Annotated in this window: 19 protein-coding genes and 1 rRNA gene; 4 read left to right on the top strand and 16 right to left on the bottom strand. The window is 33.0% G+C overall.

The window, feature by feature from the left end:
* Positions 1-281 precede the first annotated feature (281 nt).
* The 7 genes from ACP3TL_RS01295 to ACP3TL_RS01265 all read right to left on the bottom strand — a co-directional run bounded on the left by ACP3TL_RS01295 (position 282) and on the right by ACP3TL_RS01265 (position 8,635).
* A 16S ribosomal RNA gene (locus ACP3TL_RS01295) occupies positions 282-1,834 on the bottom strand.
* A 494-nt stretch (positions 1,835-2,328) separates the two neighbouring features.
* Entirely contained in the window at positions 2,329-3,393 is a 1,065-nt protein-coding gene (locus ACP3TL_RS01290) for an Mrp/NBP35 family ATP-binding protein (RefSeq protein WP_046465792.1), read from the bottom strand.
* A gap of 338 nt (positions 3,394-3,731) precedes the next feature.
* Positions 3,732-4,184 carry a SepA family multidrug efflux transporter gene (locus ACP3TL_RS01285; RefSeq protein WP_046465793.1) on the bottom strand — a complete coding sequence of 151 codons (453 nt, stop codon included), beginning with the start codon at positions 4,182-4,184 and terminating at the stop codon, positions 3,732-3,734.
* Positions 4,185-4,421: 237 nt separating this feature from the next.
* Positions 4,422-5,750 carry a multidrug efflux MFS transporter SdrM gene (sdrM, locus tag ACP3TL_RS01280; protein WP_046465794.1) on the bottom strand — a complete coding sequence of 443 codons (1,329 nt, stop codon included), beginning with the start codon at positions 5,748-5,750 and terminating at the stop codon, positions 4,422-4,424.
* Positions 5,751-6,126: 376 nt separating this feature from the next.
* Positions 6,127-6,810, bottom strand: coding sequence for a PAQR family membrane homeostasis protein TrhA (gene trhA, locus ACP3TL_RS01275; protein ID WP_046465795.1), 684 nt, complete (start codon positions 6,808-6,810; stop codon positions 6,127-6,129).
* A gap of 19 nt (positions 6,811-6,829) precedes the next feature.
* Positions 6,830-8,017: a UTP--glucose-1-phosphate uridylyltransferase gene (locus ACP3TL_RS01270; RefSeq protein ID WP_046465796.1), complete on the bottom strand. Its 1,188-nt coding sequence runs from the start codon at positions 8,015-8,017 to the stop codon at positions 6,830-6,832.
* A 114-nt stretch (positions 8,018-8,131) separates the two neighbouring features.
* Positions 8,132-8,635, bottom strand: a complete 504-nt coding sequence (locus ACP3TL_RS01265) for a metal-dependent hydrolase (protein WP_046465797.1) — start codon at positions 8,633-8,635, stop codon at positions 8,132-8,134.
* A gap of 177 nt (positions 8,636-8,812) precedes the next feature.
* Between ACP3TL_RS01265 and ACP3TL_RS01260 the strand changes: the two genes are divergently transcribed.
* Complete coding sequence (locus ACP3TL_RS01260) at positions 8,813-9,073, top strand: SunI/YnzG family protein (RefSeq protein WP_002507009.1); 261 nt, start codon at positions 8,813-8,815, stop codon at positions 9,071-9,073.
* A 170-nt stretch (positions 9,074-9,243) separates the two neighbouring features.
* A complete protein-coding gene (locus ACP3TL_RS01255; protein ID WP_046465798.1) occupies positions 9,244-9,558 on the top strand; it encodes a heme oxygenase in 315 nt (104 codons plus the stop codon).
* Between the two features lie 143 nt (positions 9,559-9,701).
* On the opposite strand, the gene ACP3TL_RS01250 is transcribed toward ACP3TL_RS01255, so the two are convergent.
* The gene (locus tag ACP3TL_RS01250) at positions 9,702-11,075 is read right to left on the bottom strand and encodes a YjiH family protein (protein ID WP_046465799.1); all 1,374 of its coding nucleotides are present in this window, start codon (positions 11,073-11,075) and stop codon (positions 9,702-9,704) included.
* Positions 11,076-11,430: 355 nt separating this feature from the next.
* On the opposite strand from ACP3TL_RS01250, the gene ACP3TL_RS01245 reads away from it, so the two are divergent.
* Complete coding sequence (locus ACP3TL_RS01245; protein ID WP_155398018.1) at positions 11,431-11,583, top strand: hypothetical protein; 153 nt, start codon at positions 11,431-11,433, stop codon at positions 11,581-11,583.
* Here the strand turns inward: ACP3TL_RS01245 and ACP3TL_RS01240 are convergent.
* Together ACP3TL_RS01240 and ACP3TL_RS01235 are read right to left on the bottom strand one after the other, a co-directional pair.
* Positions 11,562-12,623 (bottom strand): alanine racemase, encoded by a 1,062-nt coding sequence (locus ACP3TL_RS01240; protein WP_046465800.1) that lies wholly within the window; start codon positions 12,621-12,623, stop codon positions 11,562-11,564. The two genes, ACP3TL_RS01245 and ACP3TL_RS01240, sit on opposite strands and share 22 nt — an antisense overlap.
* Before the next feature lie 2 nt (positions 12,624-12,625).
* Entirely contained in the window at positions 12,626-14,383 is a 1,758-nt protein-coding gene (locus tag ACP3TL_RS01235) for an IucA/IucC family protein (protein ID WP_046465801.1), read from the bottom strand.
* A gap of 441 nt (positions 14,384-14,824) precedes the next feature.
* On the opposite strand from ACP3TL_RS01235, the gene ACP3TL_RS01230 reads away from it, so the two are divergent.
* A complete protein-coding gene (locus ACP3TL_RS01230) occupies positions 14,825-16,774 on the top strand; it encodes an IucA/IucC family protein (protein WP_370736941.1) in 1,950 nt (649 codons plus the stop codon).
* A gap of 371 nt (positions 16,775-17,145) precedes the next feature.
* On the opposite strand, the gene ACP3TL_RS01225 is transcribed toward ACP3TL_RS01230, so the two are convergent.
* The 6 genes from ACP3TL_RS01225 to ACP3TL_RS01200 form a co-directional block, all read right to left on the bottom strand.
* Positions 17,146-17,637: an Asp23/Gls24 family envelope stress response protein gene (locus ACP3TL_RS01225; RefSeq protein ID WP_046465803.1), complete on the bottom strand. Its 492-nt coding sequence runs from the start codon at positions 17,635-17,637 to the stop codon at positions 17,146-17,148.
* Between the two features lie 68 nt (positions 17,638-17,705).
* A complete protein-coding gene (locus tag ACP3TL_RS01220; protein WP_002506999.1) occupies positions 17,706-17,945 on the bottom strand; it encodes a DUF2273 domain-containing protein in 240 nt (79 codons plus the stop codon).
* Between the two features lie 12 nt (positions 17,946-17,957).
* Positions 17,958-18,494, bottom strand: coding sequence for an alkaline shock response membrane anchor protein AmaP (gene amaP / locus ACP3TL_RS01215; protein WP_046465804.1), 537 nt, complete (start codon positions 18,492-18,494; stop codon positions 17,958-17,960).
* A 126-nt stretch (positions 18,495-18,620) separates the two neighbouring features.
* Entirely contained in the window at positions 18,621-20,249 is a 1,629-nt protein-coding gene (locus tag ACP3TL_RS01210; protein WP_046465805.1) for a BCCT family transporter, read from the bottom strand.
* A gap of 262 nt (positions 20,250-20,511) precedes the next feature.
* Positions 20,512-21,531, bottom strand: a complete 1,020-nt coding sequence (locus tag ACP3TL_RS01205; protein ID WP_285326300.1) for a zinc-binding alcohol dehydrogenase family protein — start codon at positions 21,529-21,531, stop codon at positions 20,512-20,514.
* A 21-nt stretch (positions 21,532-21,552) separates the two neighbouring features.
* Positions 21,553-22,560 carry an NADP-dependent oxidoreductase gene (locus ACP3TL_RS01200; RefSeq protein WP_046465807.1) on the bottom strand — a complete coding sequence of 336 codons (1,008 nt, stop codon included), beginning with the start codon at positions 22,558-22,560 and terminating at the stop codon, positions 21,553-21,555.
* Positions 22,561-22,644: the final 84 nt, after the last annotated feature.

Here is a 22,644-nt window from a genome sequence, read left to right as displayed (position 1 = left end):
CCTTCAACACGAAAAAATCGGTTGAAAACCTAAAATGTTATTAATCTGTGAGTGTTCTTTCGAACACTAGCGATTATTTCTATTTTTTTGAATTCAAGCTTTTTAAAACTCTAATTCACTCGGTTTTGCTTGGTAAAATCATAAATTTTACTTACATATCTAGTTTTCAATGTACAAAATAACGCAATGAATACTCGTAATGAGCATTCAAAACTGAATGCAATATGTCAATGTCATTCCTCTTCATCTTCTCAAGGAAGATGTTCCGAATATATCCTTAGAAAGGAGGTGATCCAGCCGCACCTTCCGATACGGCTACCTTGTTACGACTTCACCCCAATCATTTGTCCCACCTTCGACGGCTAGCTCCATAAATGGTTACTCCACCGGCTTCGGGTGTTACAAACTCTCGTGGTGTGACGGGCGGTGTGTACAAGACCCGGGAACGTATTCACCGTAGCATGCTGATCTACGATTACTAGCGATTCCAGCTTCATGTAGTCGAGTTGCAGACTACAATCCGAACTGAGAACAACTTTATGGGATTTGCATGACCTCGCGGTTTAGCTGCCCTTTGTATTGTCCATTGTAGCACGTGTGTAGCCCAAATCATAAGGGGCATGATGATTTGACGTCATCCCCACCTTCCTCCGGTTTGTCACCGGCAGTCAACCTAGAGTGCCCAACTAAATGCTGGCAACTAAGTTTAAGGGTTGCGCTCGTTGCGGGACTTAACCCAACATCTCACGACACGAGCTGACGACAACCATGCACCACCTGTCACTTTGTCCCCCGAAGGGGAAGGCTCTATCTCTAGAGTTTTCAAAGGATGTCAAGATTTGGTAAGGTTCTTCGCGTTGCTTCGAATTAAACCACATGCTCCACCGCTTGTGCGGGTCCCCGTCAATTCCTTTGAGTTTCAACCTTGCGGTCGTACTCCCCAGGCGGAGTGCTTAATGCGTTAGCTGCAGCACTAAGGGGCGGAAACCCCCTAACACTTAGCACTCATCGTTTACGGCGTGGACTACCAGGGTATCTAATCCTGTTTGATCCCCACGCTTTCGCACATCAGCGTCAGTTACAGACCAGAAAGTCGCCTTCGCCACTGGTGTTCCTCCATATCTCTGCGCATTTCACCGCTACACATGGAATTCCACTTTCCTCTTCTGTACTCAAGTTTCCCAGTTTCCAATGACCCTCCACGGTTGAGCCGTGGGCTTTCACATCAGACTTAAGAAACCGCCTACGCGCGCTTTACGCCCAATAATTCCGGATAACGCTTGCCACCTACGTATTACCGCGGCTGCTGGCACGTAGTTAGCCGTGGCTTTCTGATTAGGTACCGTCAAGATGCGCACAGTTACTTACGCATTTGTTCTTCCCTAATAACAGAGTTTTACGATCCGAAAACCTTCATCACTCACGCGGCGTTGCTCCGTCAGACTTTCGTCCATTGCGGAAGATTCCCTACTGCTGCCTCCCGTAGGAGTCTGGACCGTGTCTCAGTTCCAGTGTGGCCGATCACCCTCTCAGGTCGGCTACGTATCGTTGCCTTGGTAAGCCGTTACCTTACCAACTAGCTAATACGGCGCGGGTCCATCTATAAGTGATAGCAAAACCATCTTTTACTTTAGAACCATGCGGTTCCAAATGTTATCCGGCATTAGCTCCGGTTTCCCGAAGTTATTCCAGTCTTATAGGTAGGTTACCCACGTGTTACTCACCCGTCCGCCGCTAACTTCAAAGGAGCAAGCTCCTTATCCGTTCGCTCGACTTGCATGTATTAGGCACGCCGCCAGCGTTCATCCTGAGCCAGGATCAAACTCTCCATAAATGAATTATGATGTTTGATTAGCTCATAAAATACTAATTTGTGTGTTATCTCTAACACGTTTGAACCAACAATTTAATGTTGCGTTCGGAATTAACGTTGACATATTGCAATTCAGTTTTCAATGTTCATTTGGATAATTGCTTTATTACTATACCATTTCAATTGACGTTGTGTCAATAAAAAATTAATATTCTTTAACAATCATTTAACATTACTTTAATAATATTAAAGTATTTCTTATAAAGTTTCAAGTATATTTTTTACACTTTTTCGAAATTGAATTAAATAATGTTTTTGTCGTTTTTGACGACTTTTATATAATATCAATTCCACAAGAGAAAGTCAATACTTTATTTTGTTTATTGTGATTTGTTACGTTTACACTGTATCGTGCGTTCGTTGGTCACAAGAAATAATTCTACCACCATTCAAAAAAATTGCAAGAGAAAAGTGGATAAAAATTAAATTAATTTCTACCCACTCCTTAAATGCTACTATTTTCTAGTCTTTTCAATGATTTGTTGTGCCATTGATTGGTATATTTCTCCTAATCTATCCTCTGGTTGATAAATAGAAGGAGCGAAATCTTTTGGATTCCATGATGGTTGCTCTAATGGTAGGTGACCTAATAAGTCTGTTTGTAATTCTTCAGCAAGCTTTTCACCGCCACCTGTTCCAAATACATATTCTTTATTTCCAGTTTCTTTACTTTGGAAGTAAGACATGTTTTCTATTACACCTAAAATCGTGTGTTCAGTGTGTTTTGCCATTGCTCCAGCTCTTGCTGCAACAAATGCTGCAGTAGGATGAGGCGTTGTTACGATAATTTCCTTACTTGATGGCAACATCGTATGTACATCTAAAGCAATGTCCCCAGTACCTGGTGGTAAATCTAAAATCAAGTAGTCTAAATCTCCCCATCGTACTTCAACAAAGAAATTCGTAAGCATTTTACCTAACATTGGGCCTCTCCATATAACTGGTGCATTCTCTTCAACAAAGAAAGCCATTGAAATGACTTTCACACCATGACGTTCAACTGGTATGATTTCTTTACCTTGTACACCTGGTTTTTCATCAATTCCCATCATGTCCGGAACGCTAAAGCCATAAATATCAGCATCAACTAGACCAACTTTTTTACCTTCTCTAGCTAATGATACTGCTAAATTGACTGCTACTGTGGATTTTCCAACGCCACCTTTACCAGAAGCGATGGCTATAAACTCTACAGGATTGTCTTTAGATAATAAGCCTTCTATTGTTTGTTGCTCGTCATCGCTCGTACCTCTATATTGTTCTACTATATCAGAAGGTAATTCTTCAAATCTAATGCCAACTGTATTAGCCCCATTTTCTTTTAACACTTCAACTACGGCCATCTGTAAATCTAATTGAGGTTGTCCCCCTAATTGAGCCATAGCTATTTTGACACTTACATGCTCTATTTCTTCTTTAATAGTAACCTCTACTATTCCATCGGTTTCTTTTAAAGGTACATTTATTATTGGATCTTTTAATTCTCCAACAAGTTTTTTAACTTGCTCAGTCGTTAACACAATGCGTCCCCCTCTTTATAAAATAATCATTATTTATATTCTAACAAACAAAACTTAAGTTTGCTTTAAATAGTTTATATTCAGTATAAATATAATCAGCTTATTAAAAAAGAAGTTAGCTCACTTCACTCTCTATTAAAGAATAAATAAACTAACTTCTTATAGTAATTGCTATTTCATTGATATTATTCTTGCCTTCTTAAATGGTTACTTTAATTATCAGTGATAAGGTTACAATATTACAGTTTCTACTATATATATTAACACTATGTTCAATCTTTATGATCACTACAGTCTAAGTACTTCAATTAACCGAATTGATTTCTAAAGTACCTTGCTTATTTTCCATTTAAGTTTTCACTATCTGGATAAAATATTTCCTTACATATAAATAAGAGTCCAATGATAAATACAATCACCCAAAAATCAATATTTATATAGGCATAATGGATATGCACTATGAAGTAAAATAACAAAGTTGTTACTGTGAAAGTAATTAAGTGATAAGTTATGCCTTTAAAATATGGGTTGTCTGGTATTTTTTTTCTAAAGTAATCCATTAAATTCTCTATTATAAACAAATTAAAATAACCTAATACAATATAACTGCCATAATAAATTAAGTTATCGTAAAAGTTTTTATTATATCCAAAATACGCAAGGTGGAAATAAATAAGGATTCTACTCAAGCCATATAATCCAAATCCTAAAAATGTTAAAAATATAGCCCCAGAAATAATAAATACCGAAAGTACAATAAGCGTTGTAAATAAATATTTTATATATTTCATTGCTTACTGTCCTCCCTTTTTACTCTATTTCGATATTCCGCTTAATAATCACCTAACTTTTATTGCAATCTCGCTGGTTTTTTATTATTAAAACTATAATCGCATAAACTATATTACCATTATAACAACTCACTACCAAATACAAATTAACACGAAGCTCTACTATTCAAATTATAACGTTTATTAATGAAGTACATCATGTTTTAATTATATAGATATAGCATACTAATGCTATTCTTATTTCTGTTCTCTATAAATTACAGCCCATAAAACCGTTAGTATAATCAATATAACTAAACTAAGTAAGATAACATTGTGTATTTGTAGACTGATAAAAGTAAATGATAGAGCATAAACGTAACCCATCACAGTAGAACCTATTGAGTTACCTAAACTCTTGGTTAATGTATAGAGTGACATCATCCGCTTCATATTATCTAATGAAGTCTCTTCTTGAGTTATAACACTATCTTTTGTATAAACTGTGCCAAAGCTAACTCCTGCAAGTAATAAACTAAATGCTATAAATAATGGCGATTCGGTGCCTATAAATACTAAAATGCCACATAGCATTAATAATGTGAATGCAAAAATATATAATCCTTTTCTACTCATTTTAACCTCTAATTTATCTAATGAAAAATTAAGCGCTAACCAAGCGAATGAAATTGGAAATATTACAAAGCCACTTTGTAATGGTGAGAGGCCCATTTCCTCTTGTAAATAAATAGGCATATATAAGTTGTAACCCATCAGAATAATTGCATAAGCAAAATCGGTGAAGAATATTAAAATAATCGTCTTATTAAATTCTGCAACTGGTACAAATGGTGTTTTTACGTTTTTTTCATTTTTGTAAAGAACTACTGCCATTATACAAGCTAAGATAAGTGAAATTATGTTTAAATATAAATTTGCTTTATTCATAACTGTAAACATTAAAAAGAAGATTAATACATAGAAGTACATTAAGCCCTTCACGTCTAATTTGTTCGTTGCAGTTGTATTTTCATTTTCAAAATGGAATGTGATTATCACCAATACCATAGCAGCGATTGCAATCGGAATATTCACGAAGAACAACCAGTGCCACGTTGCAAATTCTAAAATAGTTCCTCCTAAAACTGGACCAATAATGCTAGAAATCCCCCATACACTACCAACAATTCCCATAATTTTATAACGTAATGGGATTTCAAAGGCAAGTTTAGGTACGATTTGACTCAATGCCATCATTACACCGGCGCCTAAACCTTGTATGAAACGGGACATGATAAGTATGCTGAAAGTACCACTTATCCCGGATAAGAAACTACCTATAGTAAAAAGCAATAATCCTAAAAGCGTGATATAAATAATTTTCGTTCTATCTAGTAGTTCTCCCACAATCGGATTAGCTATGACAATTGCAATAAAATAAACTGCAAAAATCAATGAAATGGATGAAGTAACGTTTAAGTCATCTCTTATAGTAGGTATTGCTAAAGAAACTATGGATGTTTCTATGGCCGACATAAACATAATTAATATTAATGCAACTACGATACCTAAAGACTTAACATTCATAATTTACCTCCTTGCATAACAAATTAAAATGCTTTCAAGTATAATCAAATCAATATGTTGTAATCAGTTTCAAATCTACTTCGTTAAATTAAAACTATTGCTTTATGATAATTTGTTTAAAAAAAGAGCGGGATAGAAATCAAAATTTAAAATTTGATTTCATATTCCCGCCCCCACAAAGCCTACTAAAAAATAATACAAGCACTGAAGTTCTTGCATAAGGACTACTCATCTTCACAAATGAAGCAGTAGTTCTTTAAAAACTAGTTATAAGTTCATTTAGATATCAGACAGCTAGCGCCAATATAACAACTGCGTCTAAAACCTGTCTTGATGTTCTAGATACTATTAAATCGCAATGCATTTTTCTTAAAAATTACATAAAATATAAAATAGCTATAAAATGAAATACGGATGCAATCACTATAAAGAAGTGCCAAATCATATGAAAGTATGGACGATTTTTTTGTGCATAGAACCATGATCCGACCGTATAAGCAATCCCACCGAATAGAATAAATAGCATAAATGTTACCGATGAATCGAAGATAATTGTCGGTAAAAATAAAACGCCAATCCATCCCATAACTAAATACATTGTTAAGCTTAATTTATGACTAACATTTTTAGCTAATGATTTGTATAGAATGCCCCAGAGTGTAATGCCCCAAAGTACTGCCATTGCAGTCCATCCTAACCAGCCACCGATTAACACTAAACATATTGGCGTATATGTTCCGGCAATTGCGATATATATCATACTGTGATCGATAATTCTGAGTATATATTTATGTGAAGAATTATTAGGCATCGCATGATAAACCGTTGAAGATATAAACATTAGAAAAATACTGATCACGTATAGTGAAACACTAAACGAACCTAATATGCCATGATCCATAAAACTTTGTATTGCTGCATACGGTAATACGCATAAAGCAATGAATGCAGCTACCCCATGTGAAACTGCATTTCCAATTTCCTCACCAAATGTTAAAGGTACAATATTTTTAAATGTTTTAGCCACTTTGCTATTATCTACATCTACTGTATGAGACATAAGTGTAACCACCCTTTTATTAAATCAAATTCATACGTTTCAAATCAGCTGTAGCTGTTTCAACACTATCTTTACCTTCTTTATTTTTTAAAGGAGAAAATTCTTCTTCTCTCGGTACTTGTAATGTAATAAAGCTATTAGCATATTGGAAAATATCAAAATAGAATAATTCAAACTTAAGTGTTGGTTGCTCAATTACGCCAAAATCATCATCTAGCTGTTTTAATTTTTTAATCGCTAAATGATATGGCAATGCATGATCAACCACATTGTTAATAAATAAAAGTTTAAATGTATGTATTCCTATATTAGCGTTATTAAATTCATTAGCAACTTCAGAGTCTAATTCTGAATATTCAAGTACAGTATCTTTTTGATTAGCTGTAACTAATCTGCCTACACTTTCACCCTCTTTAGGTTGAATTGACTTTGTAGTGATATCCATACTTTTTTGGAATGTATAACCTGCAAATAATGGGTCCAATACTTTCACAAGAACGTTATCAATATTATTCAAGAAAATATATTCCACACCATTGTCTGTCATTTCATCTAAATAGCCTGAATTTTTGAGTGATTTAAACACGCCACCATTACCGTTAGGCGTTTCTAGGATGTTACCATCTACGTCTAAAACTAACTTGCCTTCTTCAGATAAGGCAACAATGTTTTCTTGCTTGAAAAAGTGCACATGTGATTTATCATATCCAAAATAATCTTTAGCTTCGAAAAATAGTTGTGTTTCTTTGTCATTTACTTTGCTAGTCATGATATACCAATCGACAGCTACACCTGTTTGCTCTTTTAATGCTATTAATTGCTGTGCTTGAATTTCAAATAAGCTAACGCCTTCAATTTCAAACGAACCTTTAGGTCCTTTATAACCTAAACGCGTCCCTTGCCCACCTGCCATTAATAACACTGCAAATTTGCCTTTTTGAATTGCGTCTAAACCAACTTCTTCATATTTTTTGATTTCTTCTTCTGTAAAATCATTTTTAACTTCATATTTCACTTCATTAATAGAAGAAACATCATCGATTACTTTTTTATTTACATACAAATCTTCATATAAATCTTGAATATCAGATAAGTTTAAAGAGTCTACTTTATTAGCTAATTGTTCTTTTTCATTTGTACTCATTAGTTTTTCAAATTCAATTAAATGGTCTTGATTAAACTTTTCTAAACCTTTCTTATCTAGCATGTTCTCTCTCCTTAATATTCAAATATTAGATAAAAATAATATCTTATTACTGACTTGAATATATAATTTCACTATTTGTACTTTATATTATTATGATTATATGCACAACCTTAATCATAACCATTTAAAAAACAGTTGATTAATAAACGGTTGGAAAAACACATAAGTTGCGCCTATAGTTAGCGCACTCGCAAGTGATAAATCAACGAGCCCACCTGTTTTAAAAACCAAAGGGAATTTCACACTGATTGGGATAGGATATAAAAATTTAACTCCCCTAGGTGTTAACATATCTAGTATAACATGAGATAGCAATCCGAATATAATGGTAATTAAATAATAAATTGGTGTTTGAATAGCATATAATAGACAAATTATAATTGAAATAAATAATAGTGAGTGTGTAAATGTCCTGTGACCAAATAACATTCTAATAAAAAAGCTCAAAACTTTTAATCGTCTACCAATTTTACTCTGTGCATGACAAATATCAGGTAATAAACTTGATATAACTGCAAGCGTTATAACCGTAATTGATGTAAACAAATCTGTATGGAAATATTCTATAGTTAATGCGCCTACTAATAAACCGCATGATGCGTGGGTTTTACCTGTCATTTTCACTTCTCCTTATCGCAATATATTTTATCATATCTTTTATATCAATGCGAACATACTTTCGTAAAAAAGCATTGAGTATAACATATTTAAAAAAAGTATCACACAATTACTTGAAAACGGTTGCATGTTGTTGTATGATGTAGCTATAAATTAATTAAAGGATGTGTTCTAGATATGGCAATGACAGTTAAAAAAGATAACAATGAAGTAAGAATTCAATGGAGAGTTGCAGATATTAAGATTCCAACAAGTGATATTAAGAACATTTCACAAGATCAAAATATCCATGAAATTCCAAAATTAGATAGAAATAAAGTTTCGAGAATTGGTTCTACTTTCGGAAAAACGAACCGTGTTATAATCGACACTAATGACCATGAATACATTATTTATACGCAAAATGATCAAAAAGTATATAATGAAGTAACAAAATAGTATTAAACAATTAACAACAAAAAGACGAAATTCTAATCCCACGTTAGAATTTCGTCTTTTTTATATTAATTACTTCTTAAACCTATTTAACATGAATAAGGGCTATCAATTAACCTCTAATTCACAATGATGATATACTATAGCTAAATCTTAGAAAGCGGGTGCATATCATGTACGTTGTTACGAATAGAATTGATGTAAAAAAAGGGTTTGCAGAGAAAATGGCGCCTAATTTTACTAAAAAGGGCAAAATTAATGAATTAGAAGGCTTTCGTAAAGTTGAAGTTTGGCTCATTGAAGATGAAACAGACCACGATCAGATGTATGTGAATACTTGGTGGGATTCTGAAGATAATTTCAAAGCATGGCTAGAGAGTGATGCTTTTAAAGAAGCACACGCAGGTAAGTCAAAATCTAAAAGTGAAGATTCACCAGTCATAGGAAATAAAGTTGTTAAAGCTAATGTTTTATCAACACTTAATTAACCAAATATGTTTGTAAGTTTAAATACAACAAAACAATCAATATTGCAAAACACCCCAAAAGTCAGATTCTATCTAACTTTTGGGGTGTTTTTATTGTATTCATATTCTATTATTGCTTATTCATATTTCATATTGTTTTTTAACTAATTAAAATATAGATGCGCCATCAACGCTATAATTGGTAATGCAATAATTGTTCTGATTAAGAAAATAACAAACAGTTTAAAGATACTGACTGGAATTTTTGAGCCTAGTATCACCCCACCTACTTCTGATAAGTAGATTAACTGACTAATACTTAATGCACCGATGACGAATAATGTAATATCATTGCCTACACCTTCAATTAATATAGATGGTAAAAACATATCGGCAAAGCCTATTAATATTGTTTCTGATGCTTGTGCAGCTTCAGGAATTTGCAGTAATTCTAAATATGGTACAAACGGTTTACCAATAATTGCGAATATCGGTGTGTAAGTCGCAACGATTGTCGCTAGTGTACCAATACTCATAACAACTGGTAAAATAACAAACCACATATCTACAACTGTTTTAAGTCCAGATTTGAAAAATGATTTGAATCCTGGCGCTTTGATACCTGTTTCAGTCGCCATGTCAAAACCGTGACCTAATGCAGTTTTATTTTCTGGTAATTTTTCAGTTCTCATTTCTTCAGATACTTCTTTTGAATATTCATCTTTGATAGATTTTAATGGCCAAATTCTTGGCAAAATCAATGCACAAACAATACACGAAACAATAACTGAGAAGTAGAAATAGAAGAAATGGTTTTGCATATGTACTGTTTCTGCAATGACGATTGCAAATGTTATAGATACTACACTGAAAGTAGTAGCAATAACTGTCGCTTCACGTCTAGAATAAAAACCACTTTCATATTGCTTACTTGTTATTAATACCCCTACTGTGCCATCTCCGATAAACGATGCTAGGTTATCTACTGTAGAACGTCCTGGTAATGTGAATAAAGGTCTCATAATAGGTCTAAAGATTGGCCCTAAAAATTCTAACAATCCATATTCCATAAGTAATGGTAAAAATAATGCTGCAAATAAGAACACAGCAACTAATGTTGGCAATAGACTTTCAAATACAAGCCCGCCAGTATCTGCAGAATAAATTACTTCAGTACCGACTTTCAAATAAGTCATCCATACAAAAACAACTGCTAATATTCTTAATAACAACCAGACGATTTTCACATTAAATGCATTATATAAAAGTCCTTCTGGTTCTAATTTATTTTTCAATATTGTGGAACATAAAATTGATAATATGCCTGATATTGTGATAATCAAAACAATAATTAATGGCATGGCGTCCCCGAGTACATCTTGCAATAGTCCTGCTAAAAACGCGACGGGTAATGTGGTTTGTTTAACACCATCTTCAGTCACAGTAATAGGTACCAAAAACAAGATAATACCAATCAATGACATGACTATGAACTTTAACCTACCTCGCACTAATTGTGATTTACTATATTTATTCATTTCATTCACCCCTTAGGTGTTTATATTTTTATATACACTTAAAAAAGCAACAGCAATAATTATAACCTATTATGTATAAATATGTAAATCAATAAATTTAGGTTTTTATTGTCTTCTTGTATATGTATAAATAAAATAATTGACCCTAATCTTATTTAGGGTCAATTACACTTTATATGAAAACGCTTACTTTTGCAATTTATTTTTGAATTATATTTTTCTTAATAAATTAAAGCGTATCGAATGCCGACAGCAGCAACAATTACATCGACAGTAATATTATAATTTTTGCTAACACATCACTCATGGACAATAGGTGTACACTAATCAAACCTGATATAAGGAGGATATGGATATGGATGTGTTTATGGTCGACTATTTTTTGTGCCCCATGCTACGCAATCAGCTAAAAAAACGCATTCCTCCTACGACTGAAATTGAAGCAGCTGATGAAAATAATAAAATCTTTTTAATGTTTAATGCTTTTTACAATGAATTAAACACTTGATTCTTAATGTTTGTAATTGCTTGCTCAACACCTTCATCATGTATATATGCTTTTGCTAAATTAGGCACATACATACTTTGTGCTAAAGCTTTATAACCTAGACTAAATTGTATTTTGTCTCCTAATTGATAAAAATCCTGATTTAATAAATCAATCATGACATGATCACTTGTAGCGCCTAATATTTTCACTTGATGATGCATAGGTGTAATTGCTTCGACATACGTATCTAAACTACCAATATCAATGATAGCTTGTAAATATTGTTTGCCTGTATCATAGTTTATACGTGGCTTAATCTCTACTATTTCTGCTTCTAAAATAATTGTATCTTGATATAACATTGCAATTGGATGATTTGTTGTGGTCTCAATTCCTCTGAAGAGCGTTTCGCCTATTCTCAGTTCGTTAATTTTACCTAAATCACTATAAGCCATTTGCGTTAACAAACTTGAATTCCCGCCTGATATGATTTTAAATCTGATACTGGTCACTTCTTCAATAGAGTTTACAAATTGATTAATCATTTTCACATCTTCATCAGTAGGTGCATTCGACTGAAAACACATAAAGTTGAATGCTAACCCTGCAAGATTAAGATGATGCATCTGAATTATTTCTTTAATATAATCAATTACATCATAAGTTAAGATGCCTTCTCTTGCATCTTTCCAATCCACCATGAGTAAAATTTGGTGCTTCACTTCTTGTTTACCTGCAAGATCATTTAATTGTCGAATCGTCGTTATCTCTGTTTGAATACTTATATTCGTATAACGTACTACATCTTCAAGTCCATATTGATTTGTAGTGCCTATCATTGCAAAAGATATACTTGGATCTTTACTCTTCGTAATATTACCAATTCTGGCGTCTGCAAAGTGTGTAATACCGATGTCTTTTAACACTTCTATAATTTTGCTATCGCCAGCCACACACTTGGTTACAGGTGTAAAACAAATATTATTTTGACTGCACAAGGCATTTAATACATGGGCGTTATATTGAATTTTAGATAAATTAATCTGTAATTGTGCCATGTTTACACCTCTTTATATAATGGATTCTTTAATTTTATCGTTACGTACTGTTTCACTTTATTTTCCATTCTCATACGCAACAATGCTTTGACTGAAATCGTAGGTCCAAACAAAACTGCTTTCAACGCTTGAGCATGTGCTTTTTGTGGATCTATTGCTTCGTATACTATGTCACCTACTGCTTCGAATAACGCCCTCTCGTCTACTTCATCATATTTTGAAAAATGATGAATCAGTTCTGCGATTTGATTTTGAATTACTGAATGTTGAAATTTTTCGATAACCGCTTCAATATTTTCAGCAATGAGACTTGTATTCGTTATATCAATATGAGGTAATTTATACTTTAAAGTTTCTAAATCTATTCTTGAACCACCTAAATCTCTGATGATAAATTTCATTTGATTATTCGGTCCAAGATTAACAATCGTATTTTGCATATGTGCTTCCAAGGCAATACCATAATCTTGTATATATGCAATTAATGGTTTGATTAAAGTTTTCGCATAACTACACATAAATTGTTTGATGGCGATTGATGTAGGTCCTACTCCCATCCACTCCAAGTAACTGTCTACAATGACTTGGTTATCAACTGGATTTTTATTAACTAAACTAGCTGTCACCAATGTTGTCCCATTATCTGCAATATAAGGTTTGTGTCTCACTATGCAAGCCAATTGACGTGCAGCTTCGTCATCTATATTTACATGAGTACCATAAGGCTCCAAGGCGACTTGTAATTGTGGGTATAGATCTAACATATCTTGTAATTCATAACTGAGTTTAGGCCCATCTACTGTCGTCACAGCAGAAACGGTTCTAATGGCACTTGTAGCTTGAATATTTACTGGTAATTTAATATGGAATGGTTTATTGATTAATGCCATTGTTCTAAATGATAAAGTTGCTTTGGATTCTACTTCAAATGGTGTGGGTAATAATCTTCCTTCTTTTATCCACTTCGCAAATTGACGCACAATCACATTGTCATATTGCCATGGGTGTACGAGTACTACTCTATAATCCTCCAGCTCAAACTGGTATGGTTCTAAAAATGCTTTAAGTTTATAACGATATTCAGGAATAATATGATTCAAAATATATTGTTCATCATCTTCCATTGACGTTGTAATACAATCTGCTTTATGAATAAGCATTACTTTTAATCCAATAATCTTTTCAAACTCTGGCGCATATAATCTCACTTCTTCTTTGGTTAAAGGCAATTTCGTTTTAGACAAGGGATGCGTCGGATGTCCTTCTACAACTATACTCTCCGAATAAGTTAAATCATTAATTTCTTCTGAATCCTCAAAATGTTTTAACCAGGTAAAGAAATTAATAGTTTCAGGCATTCTCGAAAATTTCAATGTTGCATGAATCAATGCTTGTCTATGAGAAAAATGATCATACGTCCATACAAAGCCATCTCTACTAGAAATCAGTTCTTCTCTCAATCTGTTACTGATTGGTATATCAAATTGGTTGTCCAATACGTCGAGTAATTGTTCTACAGTTTCGATTGTCATTCTAGTGTTACCTTTGATATAACGTATCTTTCCTTTAAATACATATCTTTCCATATCACTTTTACGTACTTTATCCACTTGTAAAAGTTGTCCGTGATATTGTAATTCAATACAATCTTCAAACTCATTAACTATCATTTTATCAGGAAAAATATGTTCCTTAATAATCGCGTTATAAATACGGTACTGTACGTTTTTATCTGCAGTTTGCCGTGTTTGATCCGTCATACAAGATTGCCCCCATTTTTTCTCGGTCTATTTATAATACTGAATCATATTGTATTCACAAATGTATTCAATTCTATTATGCTAATCATATCTAAAAATTCTATTGTAAAGCGCATGATTATTGTACTTAAAGTAATGTACTTCTAATTTTCATTTTAATATTCCCTATTTTCCCTCTATTTTCCAAAATCAACACGGTACTGAAAAATAAATGATACGGTGTTCATTCACTTTGAGATGTTAAAATACATAGAAGAGTGGTAAATATAAATGATGAAACTGTTATCTTTCATATTTCATACAATTTAGCTAAATAATACTATACTAAAACCCGCACTTAATTTTATAATTGATAACAATTATCAATGCAGCTAATATAGATTCTATAAATACCTTATGCTTTTGTAAAATAATTTTAAGAGGTGCCTTATGAATTCAAACATAGACTTTAACAATTCAATTAACAAACTTACTAATGATGAACAATATGCCTTAACCTATTTAGAATCTATCAACGATGAATGGCGTGATGCTTTTGTTAAAACGTTATTAGTCAGTAGAGATAAAATATCCCAACGACTCATCACTTCTTTACATCGAGAAAACTTAATTAATAGTCGCGATTATAGTCACATTATTGCAACAAAAGATGCACCAGTAAACTTAGCAACTAATCAGGTACAAACATTAAAAATAGCTTTCCCACACACTCAAAAGACTTTATATGCACCTATTACTGGATTACATGCATTCGATAGAATTGATGTTGAAGGACCATTTTATTTTGAAAATAAGGATAATTTTGAAAGGATTTTACATCCTGAAGAGATATTAACTTGTATTTTAACCGAAGCACCAACACTTGATAATGATGCAAGTCATCAATTTAGAGAAGATATAAATAATAGCGTAGCTAATATGGCTATTTCTCTTAGCTTTCAAACAATTACCTTAGCCGATGAAACTTTACCTCTTGGTCAATTAATTATGGAAGCAGAAGATAGTTATTTAAGATCCGAACAAGCAGTCGTTGAAGGACATCCCTTACATCCTGGTGCAAAATTGCGTAAAGGCATGACACCCGAAACTACAATTAATTATTCTTCTGAGTTCAACAATGCTATAGGCTTAAAATTTATCTTAATACATAAAGATATTGCAAAAGTTGAATCATTATCCAAAAATTACAATGAAACTTTATATGGTTTATTCGAAGACTTATATTCTGAAGTTTTAAAAGAGGTTGGTTCTGAGCTTATTGATACATACTATGTCATGGTCGTACATCCATGGCAGTATAATAAAATATTAACCAATCAATATGCCAATGAGCTTAAAGAAAAACGAATCATTCCAATACGCTACCAACTTGATTATCACGCTGGTCTATCGTTTAGAACACTCATGCCAAAACTACCTATAACTTCACCCCACATTAAACTATCCACTAATGTGCACATCACAGGTGAAATTAGAACTTTATCAGAACAAACAACAATTAATGGCCCTCAAGTAACACAAATTTTAAATGATATTAAACATAGCGATACCTTATTTCATAATATTGCTGGCGATACGATTGATGAAATTGCTGGCATCCACTTTTTTAAAACAGACGATTCACGTGATATCCAAACTATTAGAAGTGAACAATTAGGTTCGTTATTTAGAACTAATATTTATGATCTTATTGATAATAAAACAACGCCTATGATTCCATCAAGTTTAGTCGCCAACTATGCTTATAATTATGAAACACCGATCAATACACTTATCAAAAAGTATGCACAAACACATGCTTGTGATTCTTATAAAGAAGCATGTATCGCTTGGATGGAACATTATAGCCAAGCACTAGTTGATATTACGCTACCTTTATACATTAAATACGGCATCGCTCTCGAGGCACATTTACAAAATACTATCGCTACATTTAATAGTGATGGCTCGTTAAACAAATTATATGTTCGTGATTTTGAAGGCTTACGTATTGATGAAGCTTATTTGAATCACCAGGGATATAACACTCAAAATTTTCATGAGAAATCCTTAATTTTAACGAATCAATCACAAACTGTTTTTAATAAAGTATTTTATTCTAGTATTCAAAACCATCTTGGAGAATTGATCTGTAGTTTAGCAAAATCGAGTGCTATTAATGATTTAGAACAAAGTATCTGGTCAACTGTAAGTGATTTATTGGCTAACAAGTTAAATGTCATTGCTGATACTATGGATGATCCAAAAAGAATCGATGCAATTCGAGCATTATTATTTGCGCCTAAAATTGACTATAAATGTGTAACAACGATGAGACTAGAAGATGAAGCAGATATTTACACTTATATACAAGTGAATAACCCCTTACATCGGAGTCATGCATCTCATTAAAACAGTATATTAAGTCTTTATTAATAATTAAAACAGGCTGAGACAAAATATCTGTCTCAGCCTGTAGTCTTCGGCCAGTGCTTTTCCCATAGGAGTCGGACCAAATTACTGCCATTTTTTAAATAATATAATGATTCATTGATTGTATTCTTATAAAAGCCAACACACTTAGAAATGAGTATAATTGAATTAGCAAAAAATATTCATTTCATATTAGCATAAACAATGAAATGAATGAACAAAGATTGTCTCAAGGGAATAATATCTATAAACACAAAATAATTACTTTTATAGTAATTGGTTTTTCGACATTTTAAAACCGCTAAAGCAAATTACTTTAGCGGTTTTTATTTAGTTTGGTACTCAATTAATTATTGTAAGCCTTTTTCCTCGTTATTTGAACTTTGGCTTTTTTCATTTTTTTGAGACCATTCTTTTTTAGTCATTACATCTTCAACGCGCATGTTAACTTCAACTACGTCAAGACCAGTAATATATTTAACTTGTTCTTTAACTAAGTCTGTTACTTTACGGAAGATTTTAGGTGCTGACTCACCATATTCTAATATTACTTTCAAATCAACAGCTGCTTGTTTTTCTCCAACCTCAACGCTTACGCCTCTTGAAACGTTCTCGTTGCTTCCGAATGAGTTAGAAATACTATCGACGAATCCGCCTTTCATTTCTAAAATACCACTTACTTCACGCGCTGCGATGCCTGCAATTTTTTCAATTACTTCATCAGAAAATGATAACTTATTTGAAAATTCCGGTTCTTGTTGTTGTTGCTTTTCTACTTCTTGTTCATTAACTCCAGTTTGATTATTATATGCTTGTTTTGCTTTGTTATTATCTACTGCCATATTAAAATCTCCTTTGTCTTTTCAATTTTTAAAAATTTAGTTTTAAGCTTTTTCAATCTTTGAAAATACTAACTCCATCGATTTAAGAAATTTAAAAAGTCTTGCTTACGGTCTTTAGTATACCCGATTGCAATTCCAATCAAACATAACACTAAGATTAATATTGTACTCCAGAAACCAAGAGTTAAGAATAATATTGCGATAATCAAGAATGCTAAGAATCCAATGATTCTCCATTTAAATACTTTTAAGAAATCAACAACTTCTTGTGTAGAATCTTGTCCATTTTGGTGATTATTATTAGTCATGATAACCCTCCCTTACAACACACGTTTGCCTGAGGTTTTTTGATCTCTAACGTTGACCTCTAGTTTTGATACTGGTAATTCAGTAAAGTGTTCTACGTTCTGCTTAATGTCATTTCTAATTTCTTCCGTTAATGATTTAACTTGAACATCACCTGGCACAAAGAAATCTGCTTTCAAAGCAATATGTGATTTCTTCTTCTTGTTATACAATTTTGCAATCACATTCGGTTGACGAATTTGTTCATATTGTACAAGTGTATCGTATGCTGATTTTTCAACTGCTTTTCTCGATACATAAATATGACCATCATTGAAATCTTTGTAAAGTCCGGGTTTTCTATACGTAGGTTTAAACAAGCTGAATAGTAGTATCAGACCAATTAAAATAAGTAACGCTGCTAAAGTTATTAAGGTCGGTTGAAACCAATTAAATTGTGTTAAGTAATCTTGATACTGAGTAATTCTAGAATCTTTGATATACATAAACAGTAAAACACCAACGATTACTACAATTAAAAGTCCTAATATGAAATTTTTAAGTCGCTTCACCTCGTATGACACCTCCTATGTTTCTAGATTATGTACTTGTCATATAAGACTAATACCCTTTTAAAAAATCTTAGAAACATTTTTATTGTATATTTTAAATAATTTCTATGGCAAAATAAGTTTGCTCTAGCTATTTCTCTTATGATCTTCAGTTGTTTCTATTTCTTTATCGTCTTGTTTTTCTTTATTGTCTTGCTTTTCTGAATCCTCTTGATTTGCTTTACGATATTGTAAAAGCTGATTATCCGTGACAAGTAGTTTATTACTAGGTCTCGGCTTTTCTATGGCTAAGGATTTAAAGAGTGACCATATCATTATTATAATGACGATGGAGAATGGTAAGGCTGCAATAATTAACAGGTTTTGAATCGATTGTGTTCCACCTGTGTAAATCATGATCATTGCAAATAGTGCTAATATAATGCCCCAACTGACTTTGACTAAACCAGAAGGATTAATACTACCTTTAGAACTCAACATACCTAATACATATGTTGCTGAGTCAGCTGATGTTACAAAGAAAATCATAATAACTATTAGCGTAACAATACTTAATACAAATCCTAATGGGAAATGTTCCAACGTGGCAAAGGTCGCCGTTTCAGTTGCCTCTTTCGCGATATTCGCAATACCATTTTGTTGTAAATAAATTGCTGATGCACCAAACACTGCGAAAAATAGGAAACATACAAGTGCCGGTACAAATAGCACCCCTAATATAAATTCTTTAATTGTTCTACCACGAGACACACGAGCGATAAAGATCCCAACAAATGGCGCCCATGAAATCCACCAAGCCCAATAGAAGATCGTCCATTGTTGTAGCCACTGGAATTTTTCGCCACCTGATTGCGGTATACGTAAACTCATATTAAAGAAATTAGCAATATAATCACCTAATGAATTGGTAAATGTATTTAATATCGTTAGTGTAGGTCCTACACAGAACAATAAGAGTAATACAATGAATGCTAATGCCATATTAATATTACTTAAGTTCTTAATACCTTTATCAATACCTGACCAAGCTGACCAAGTAAATAATAAAGTTGCTACGATAATGATAATCACTTGAGTTCCAAAATTAGAAGGAATTTCAAATAAGAAGTTCAATCCTTCATTGATTTGTAACGCACCAAAACCAAGTGTTGCAGCAACACCAGTTACAGTAGCGATAATTGCAAGAACATCTATCGCCCCACCGATAGGACCTTTCATCATTTTACTACCTAAAACAGGTATTAACGTAGCGCTGACTAATCCCGGATAACCTTTGTGGAAATTAAAGTACGCAAAAACGAGTCCCACGATACCGTATACAGCCCATGCGTGCACACCCCAATGAAAGAATGAAAATTGCATCGCATCATTAATTGCAGTTTGTGTTCCTGCTTTATGTAATGGCGTTAAAGTAAATGCATGACTGATAGGTTCAGCAGTTGTCCAAAAGACTAAACCAATACCCATACCTGCACTAAATAACATTGCGAACCATGATTTTAATGAAAATTCAGGGTCTTCGCCTTCTTCACCTAATGTAATAGATGAATATCTTGAAAATAATAGATAAATACATACAATTAATATGACTAATACTAGTAATAAATAATACCACCCAAAATTAACTGCTATAAAATTTGTAATAGTTTGAGTAACTGATTCTAATTGTTTCGGCAATATTGCGCCATAGAGCACAAATAACGTACAAATAGCTAATGCCACCCAAAATACTACCGTCATTTTTTTTAAATGCATAACAAAAATACACACTCCCTTTATTTTATGTAACATACATACCCTATCATACTTAATATAATCCATAATTGTAACCACTTTTAAGGATTATAAAAACTTATTTAAACACTGTAATTCGATTTACTAAAAATTAAATTATAATAAAATAACATATTTAAAAGCCTTCCAAACAATTATTCACCAATAAGGTAATTGTTTGGAAGGCTTATCTAGCGTATTAACTTCATAACACAGTAACATGACAGATTTTAATATTTATAACTTATGATCCTTGATTGAGTTGAATTACTAATTTACCAATCATGTTTTGATTTTCAAGTTGCTTATGTGCATCGAACAGACTATTTGCTGTTAAACCATCTATCACTTTATTTAATGTAGGTTGATATACGCCCGCTTCTATTTTTTCAGAAATATCCGTTAAATATTCACGATGTAAAGTCATATCTTCAGTTTCATGTAGTGGTCTTGAATACATATATTCATGTGTAAATGTATTACTTTTGTCTTTTAATAAATTTAAATCTTGTTTATTTTTAAAAGCGACAATAGTTGCAATGATTCCTCTTGGTTTTACGAGTTCTATCATTTTTTCATAGTATTGATCTGTATCAAACGTACAGAAAATATAATCAACTTCACTTATTTCATATTTTTCAAACTCTTTAATTAAATCATTTTTATGATTTAACACAATATCCGCGCCCATATCCTTAGACCAATTATACGTTTCTTCTCGTGAAGCGGTTGTGATGACATGGAGTCCATGGTGTTTGGCTATTTGTGTTGCAATACTTCCTACGCCACCTGCACCATTAATAATTAAAATGGACTTACCTTTATTATCTTCTGGATTATGCGAAATTTTAAATACATCAAATAATGTCTCTGATGCAGTTAGCCCTGTTAAAGGTAAACTTGCAGCTTGAGTCGCAGTTATATTCTTAGGTTTTTTAGCAACAAGACGCTCGTCAACAAGTTGGTATTCTTGATTAGAACCTTGATATGCAGGAGATCCAGAATAAAATACTTCGTCGCCAACTTTAAAATGATTAATCTCTTCACCTACTGCTTCTACCACACCAACAGCATCAAAGCCTAGAACTCTTGGCGGCTGGTCAACAGGAGACTGTCTTATTTTCGTATCTACAGGATTAATGCTAATAGCTTGTACACGTACTAAGAGCTCGTATTGCGTTGGTTCCGGTCGTTCAACTTCAAATTCATAGAATTGATTTCCTTCATCTAGATCAAAACGAGTATCTGCACCTATTGCTTTCATATTACATATCTCCTTTAATGTTTAGATATTGTCTGACACCTGTACTACTTGTTTCCCAAAGTTATCTCCTGTAAATAAATTTCTAAATGCTTCTGGTATATTTTCAAATCCGTTCATGACTGACGTTTTTGTTTTTATCTTATCTTCTTGAACCCACTGTGCAAGTTGTTTACTCGCATTTGCAAAATCATCTGCATAATTTGCCACAATAAAGCCTTTCATTAATGCTTGTGATTTTATCAGGATGGGTTGAATACGTGGACCATGTTCAATCGTTGCATCATTGTAACCAGAAATTGCGCCACAAACAGGAATTCGAGCAAATTGATTTAAGTGTTTCATTACTTCATCAGCGATTGATCCACCTACGTTTTCGTAATAGACATCTACACCATTCGGTACTGCTTTAGCAAATTGTTCTGAAAAATCATCTGATTTATAATCCACACTCGCATCAAAACCTAATGTTTCTGTTAAGTATGTTGTTTTTTCAGGGCCACCTGCAATACCTACAACATAAGCACCTTTTAATTTAGCAATTTGTCCTACCACAGACCCAACTGCGCCAGATGCTGCAGATACAACAACTGTTTCGCCTTCTTTCGGTTGTCCAATTTTTAATAGCCCATGGTATGCTGTTTGACCCGGCATGCCTAACACACTTAAATATAAATGTAGTGGAACATCTGTATTAGATACCTTGATAACATGCTTTGCTGGGACATTGCTTAGTTTTTGCCAAGGGAATTGTCCAGTAACAATGTCACCTTTTTCAAAACCATCTGCTTCTGATTCAATGACTTTACCAACAACATGGCCTGATAAAGGTTCATCAATTTGGAATGGTTTGATATAAGAATCACTATCATCCATACGTCCGCGCATATATGGATCCACTGATATATATAACGCTTCTACTTGAATTTCATCTTTTTTCGGCACATCTATTTCAACAGTTTCATATTTAAATACCTCATCTGAAGGAATGCCTTCAGGTCTCTTAGCTAATACGATTTGTTCTGTATTCATTATATTGCCTCCATTCACTATTTTCTTTCATTTTATAGTGATACAACGGTGCAATCAATCAAATCGCTTATTCAGCTCTATACG

Origin of the sequence: Staphylococcus caseorum, assembly GCF_049943195.1 — a bacterium.
Taxonomy (GTDB): domain Bacteria; phylum Bacillota; class Bacilli; order Staphylococcales; family Staphylococcaceae; genus Staphylococcus; species Staphylococcus equorum_A.
This window is presented reverse-complemented; position numbering and strand designations above follow the sequence as displayed.

Coding starts and splice junctions, on each gene's coding strand:
- ACP3TL_RS01205 (WP_285326300.1), bottom strand. CDS start 21,531: ATGAAAGCAATAGGTGCAGATACTCGTTTTGATCTAGATGAAGGAAAT.
- ACP3TL_RS01250 (WP_046465799.1), bottom strand. CDS start 11,075: ATGAATAAATATAGTAAATCACAATTAGTGCGAGGTAGGTTAAAGTTC.
- ACP3TL_RS01200 (WP_046465807.1), bottom strand. CDS start 22,560: ATGAATACAGAACAAATCGTATTAGCTAAGAGACCTGAAGGCATTCCT.
- trhA (WP_046465795.1), bottom strand. CDS start 6,810: ATGTCTCATACAGTAGATGTAGATAATAGCAAAGTGGCTAAAACATTT.
- ACP3TL_RS01285 (WP_046465793.1), bottom strand. CDS start 4,184: ATGAAATATATAAAATATTTATTTACAACGCTTATTGTACTTTCGGTA.
- ACP3TL_RS01270 (WP_046465796.1), bottom strand. CDS start 8,017: ATGCTAGATAAGAAAGGTTTAGAAAAGTTTAATCAAGACCATTTAATT.
- ACP3TL_RS01210 (WP_046465805.1), bottom strand. CDS start 20,249: ATGCATTTAAAAAAAATGACGGTAGTATTTTGGGTGGCATTAGCTATT.
- ACP3TL_RS01265 (WP_046465797.1), bottom strand. CDS start 8,635: ATGACAGGTAAAACCCACGCATCATGCGGTTTATTAGTAGGCGCATTA.
- ACP3TL_RS01245 (WP_155398018.1), top strand. CDS start 11,431: ATGGATGTGTTTATGGTCGACTATTTTTTGTGCCCCATGCTACGCAAT.
- ACP3TL_RS01220 (WP_002506999.1), bottom strand. CDS start 17,945: ATGACTAATAATAATCACCAAAATGGACAAGATTCTACACAAGAAGTT.
- ACP3TL_RS01225 (WP_046465803.1), bottom strand. CDS start 17,637: ATGGCAGTAGATAATAACAAAGCAAAACAAGCATATAATAATCAAACT.
- ACP3TL_RS01255 (WP_046465798.1), top strand. CDS start 9,244: ATGTACGTTGTTACGAATAGAATTGATGTAAAAAAAGGGTTTGCAGAG.
- ACP3TL_RS01260 (WP_002507009.1), top strand. CDS start 8,813: ATGGCAATGACAGTTAAAAAAGATAACAATGAAGTAAGAATTCAATGG.
- ACP3TL_RS01240 (WP_046465800.1), bottom strand. CDS start 12,623: ATGGCACAATTACAGATTAATTTATCTAAAATTCAATATAACGCCCAT.
- ACP3TL_RS01235 (WP_046465801.1), bottom strand. CDS start 14,383: ATGACGGATCAAACACGGCAAACTGCAGATAAAAACGTACAGTACCGT.
- sdrM (WP_046465794.1), bottom strand. CDS start 5,750: ATGAATGTTAAGTCTTTAGGTATCGTAGTTGCATTAATATTAATTATG.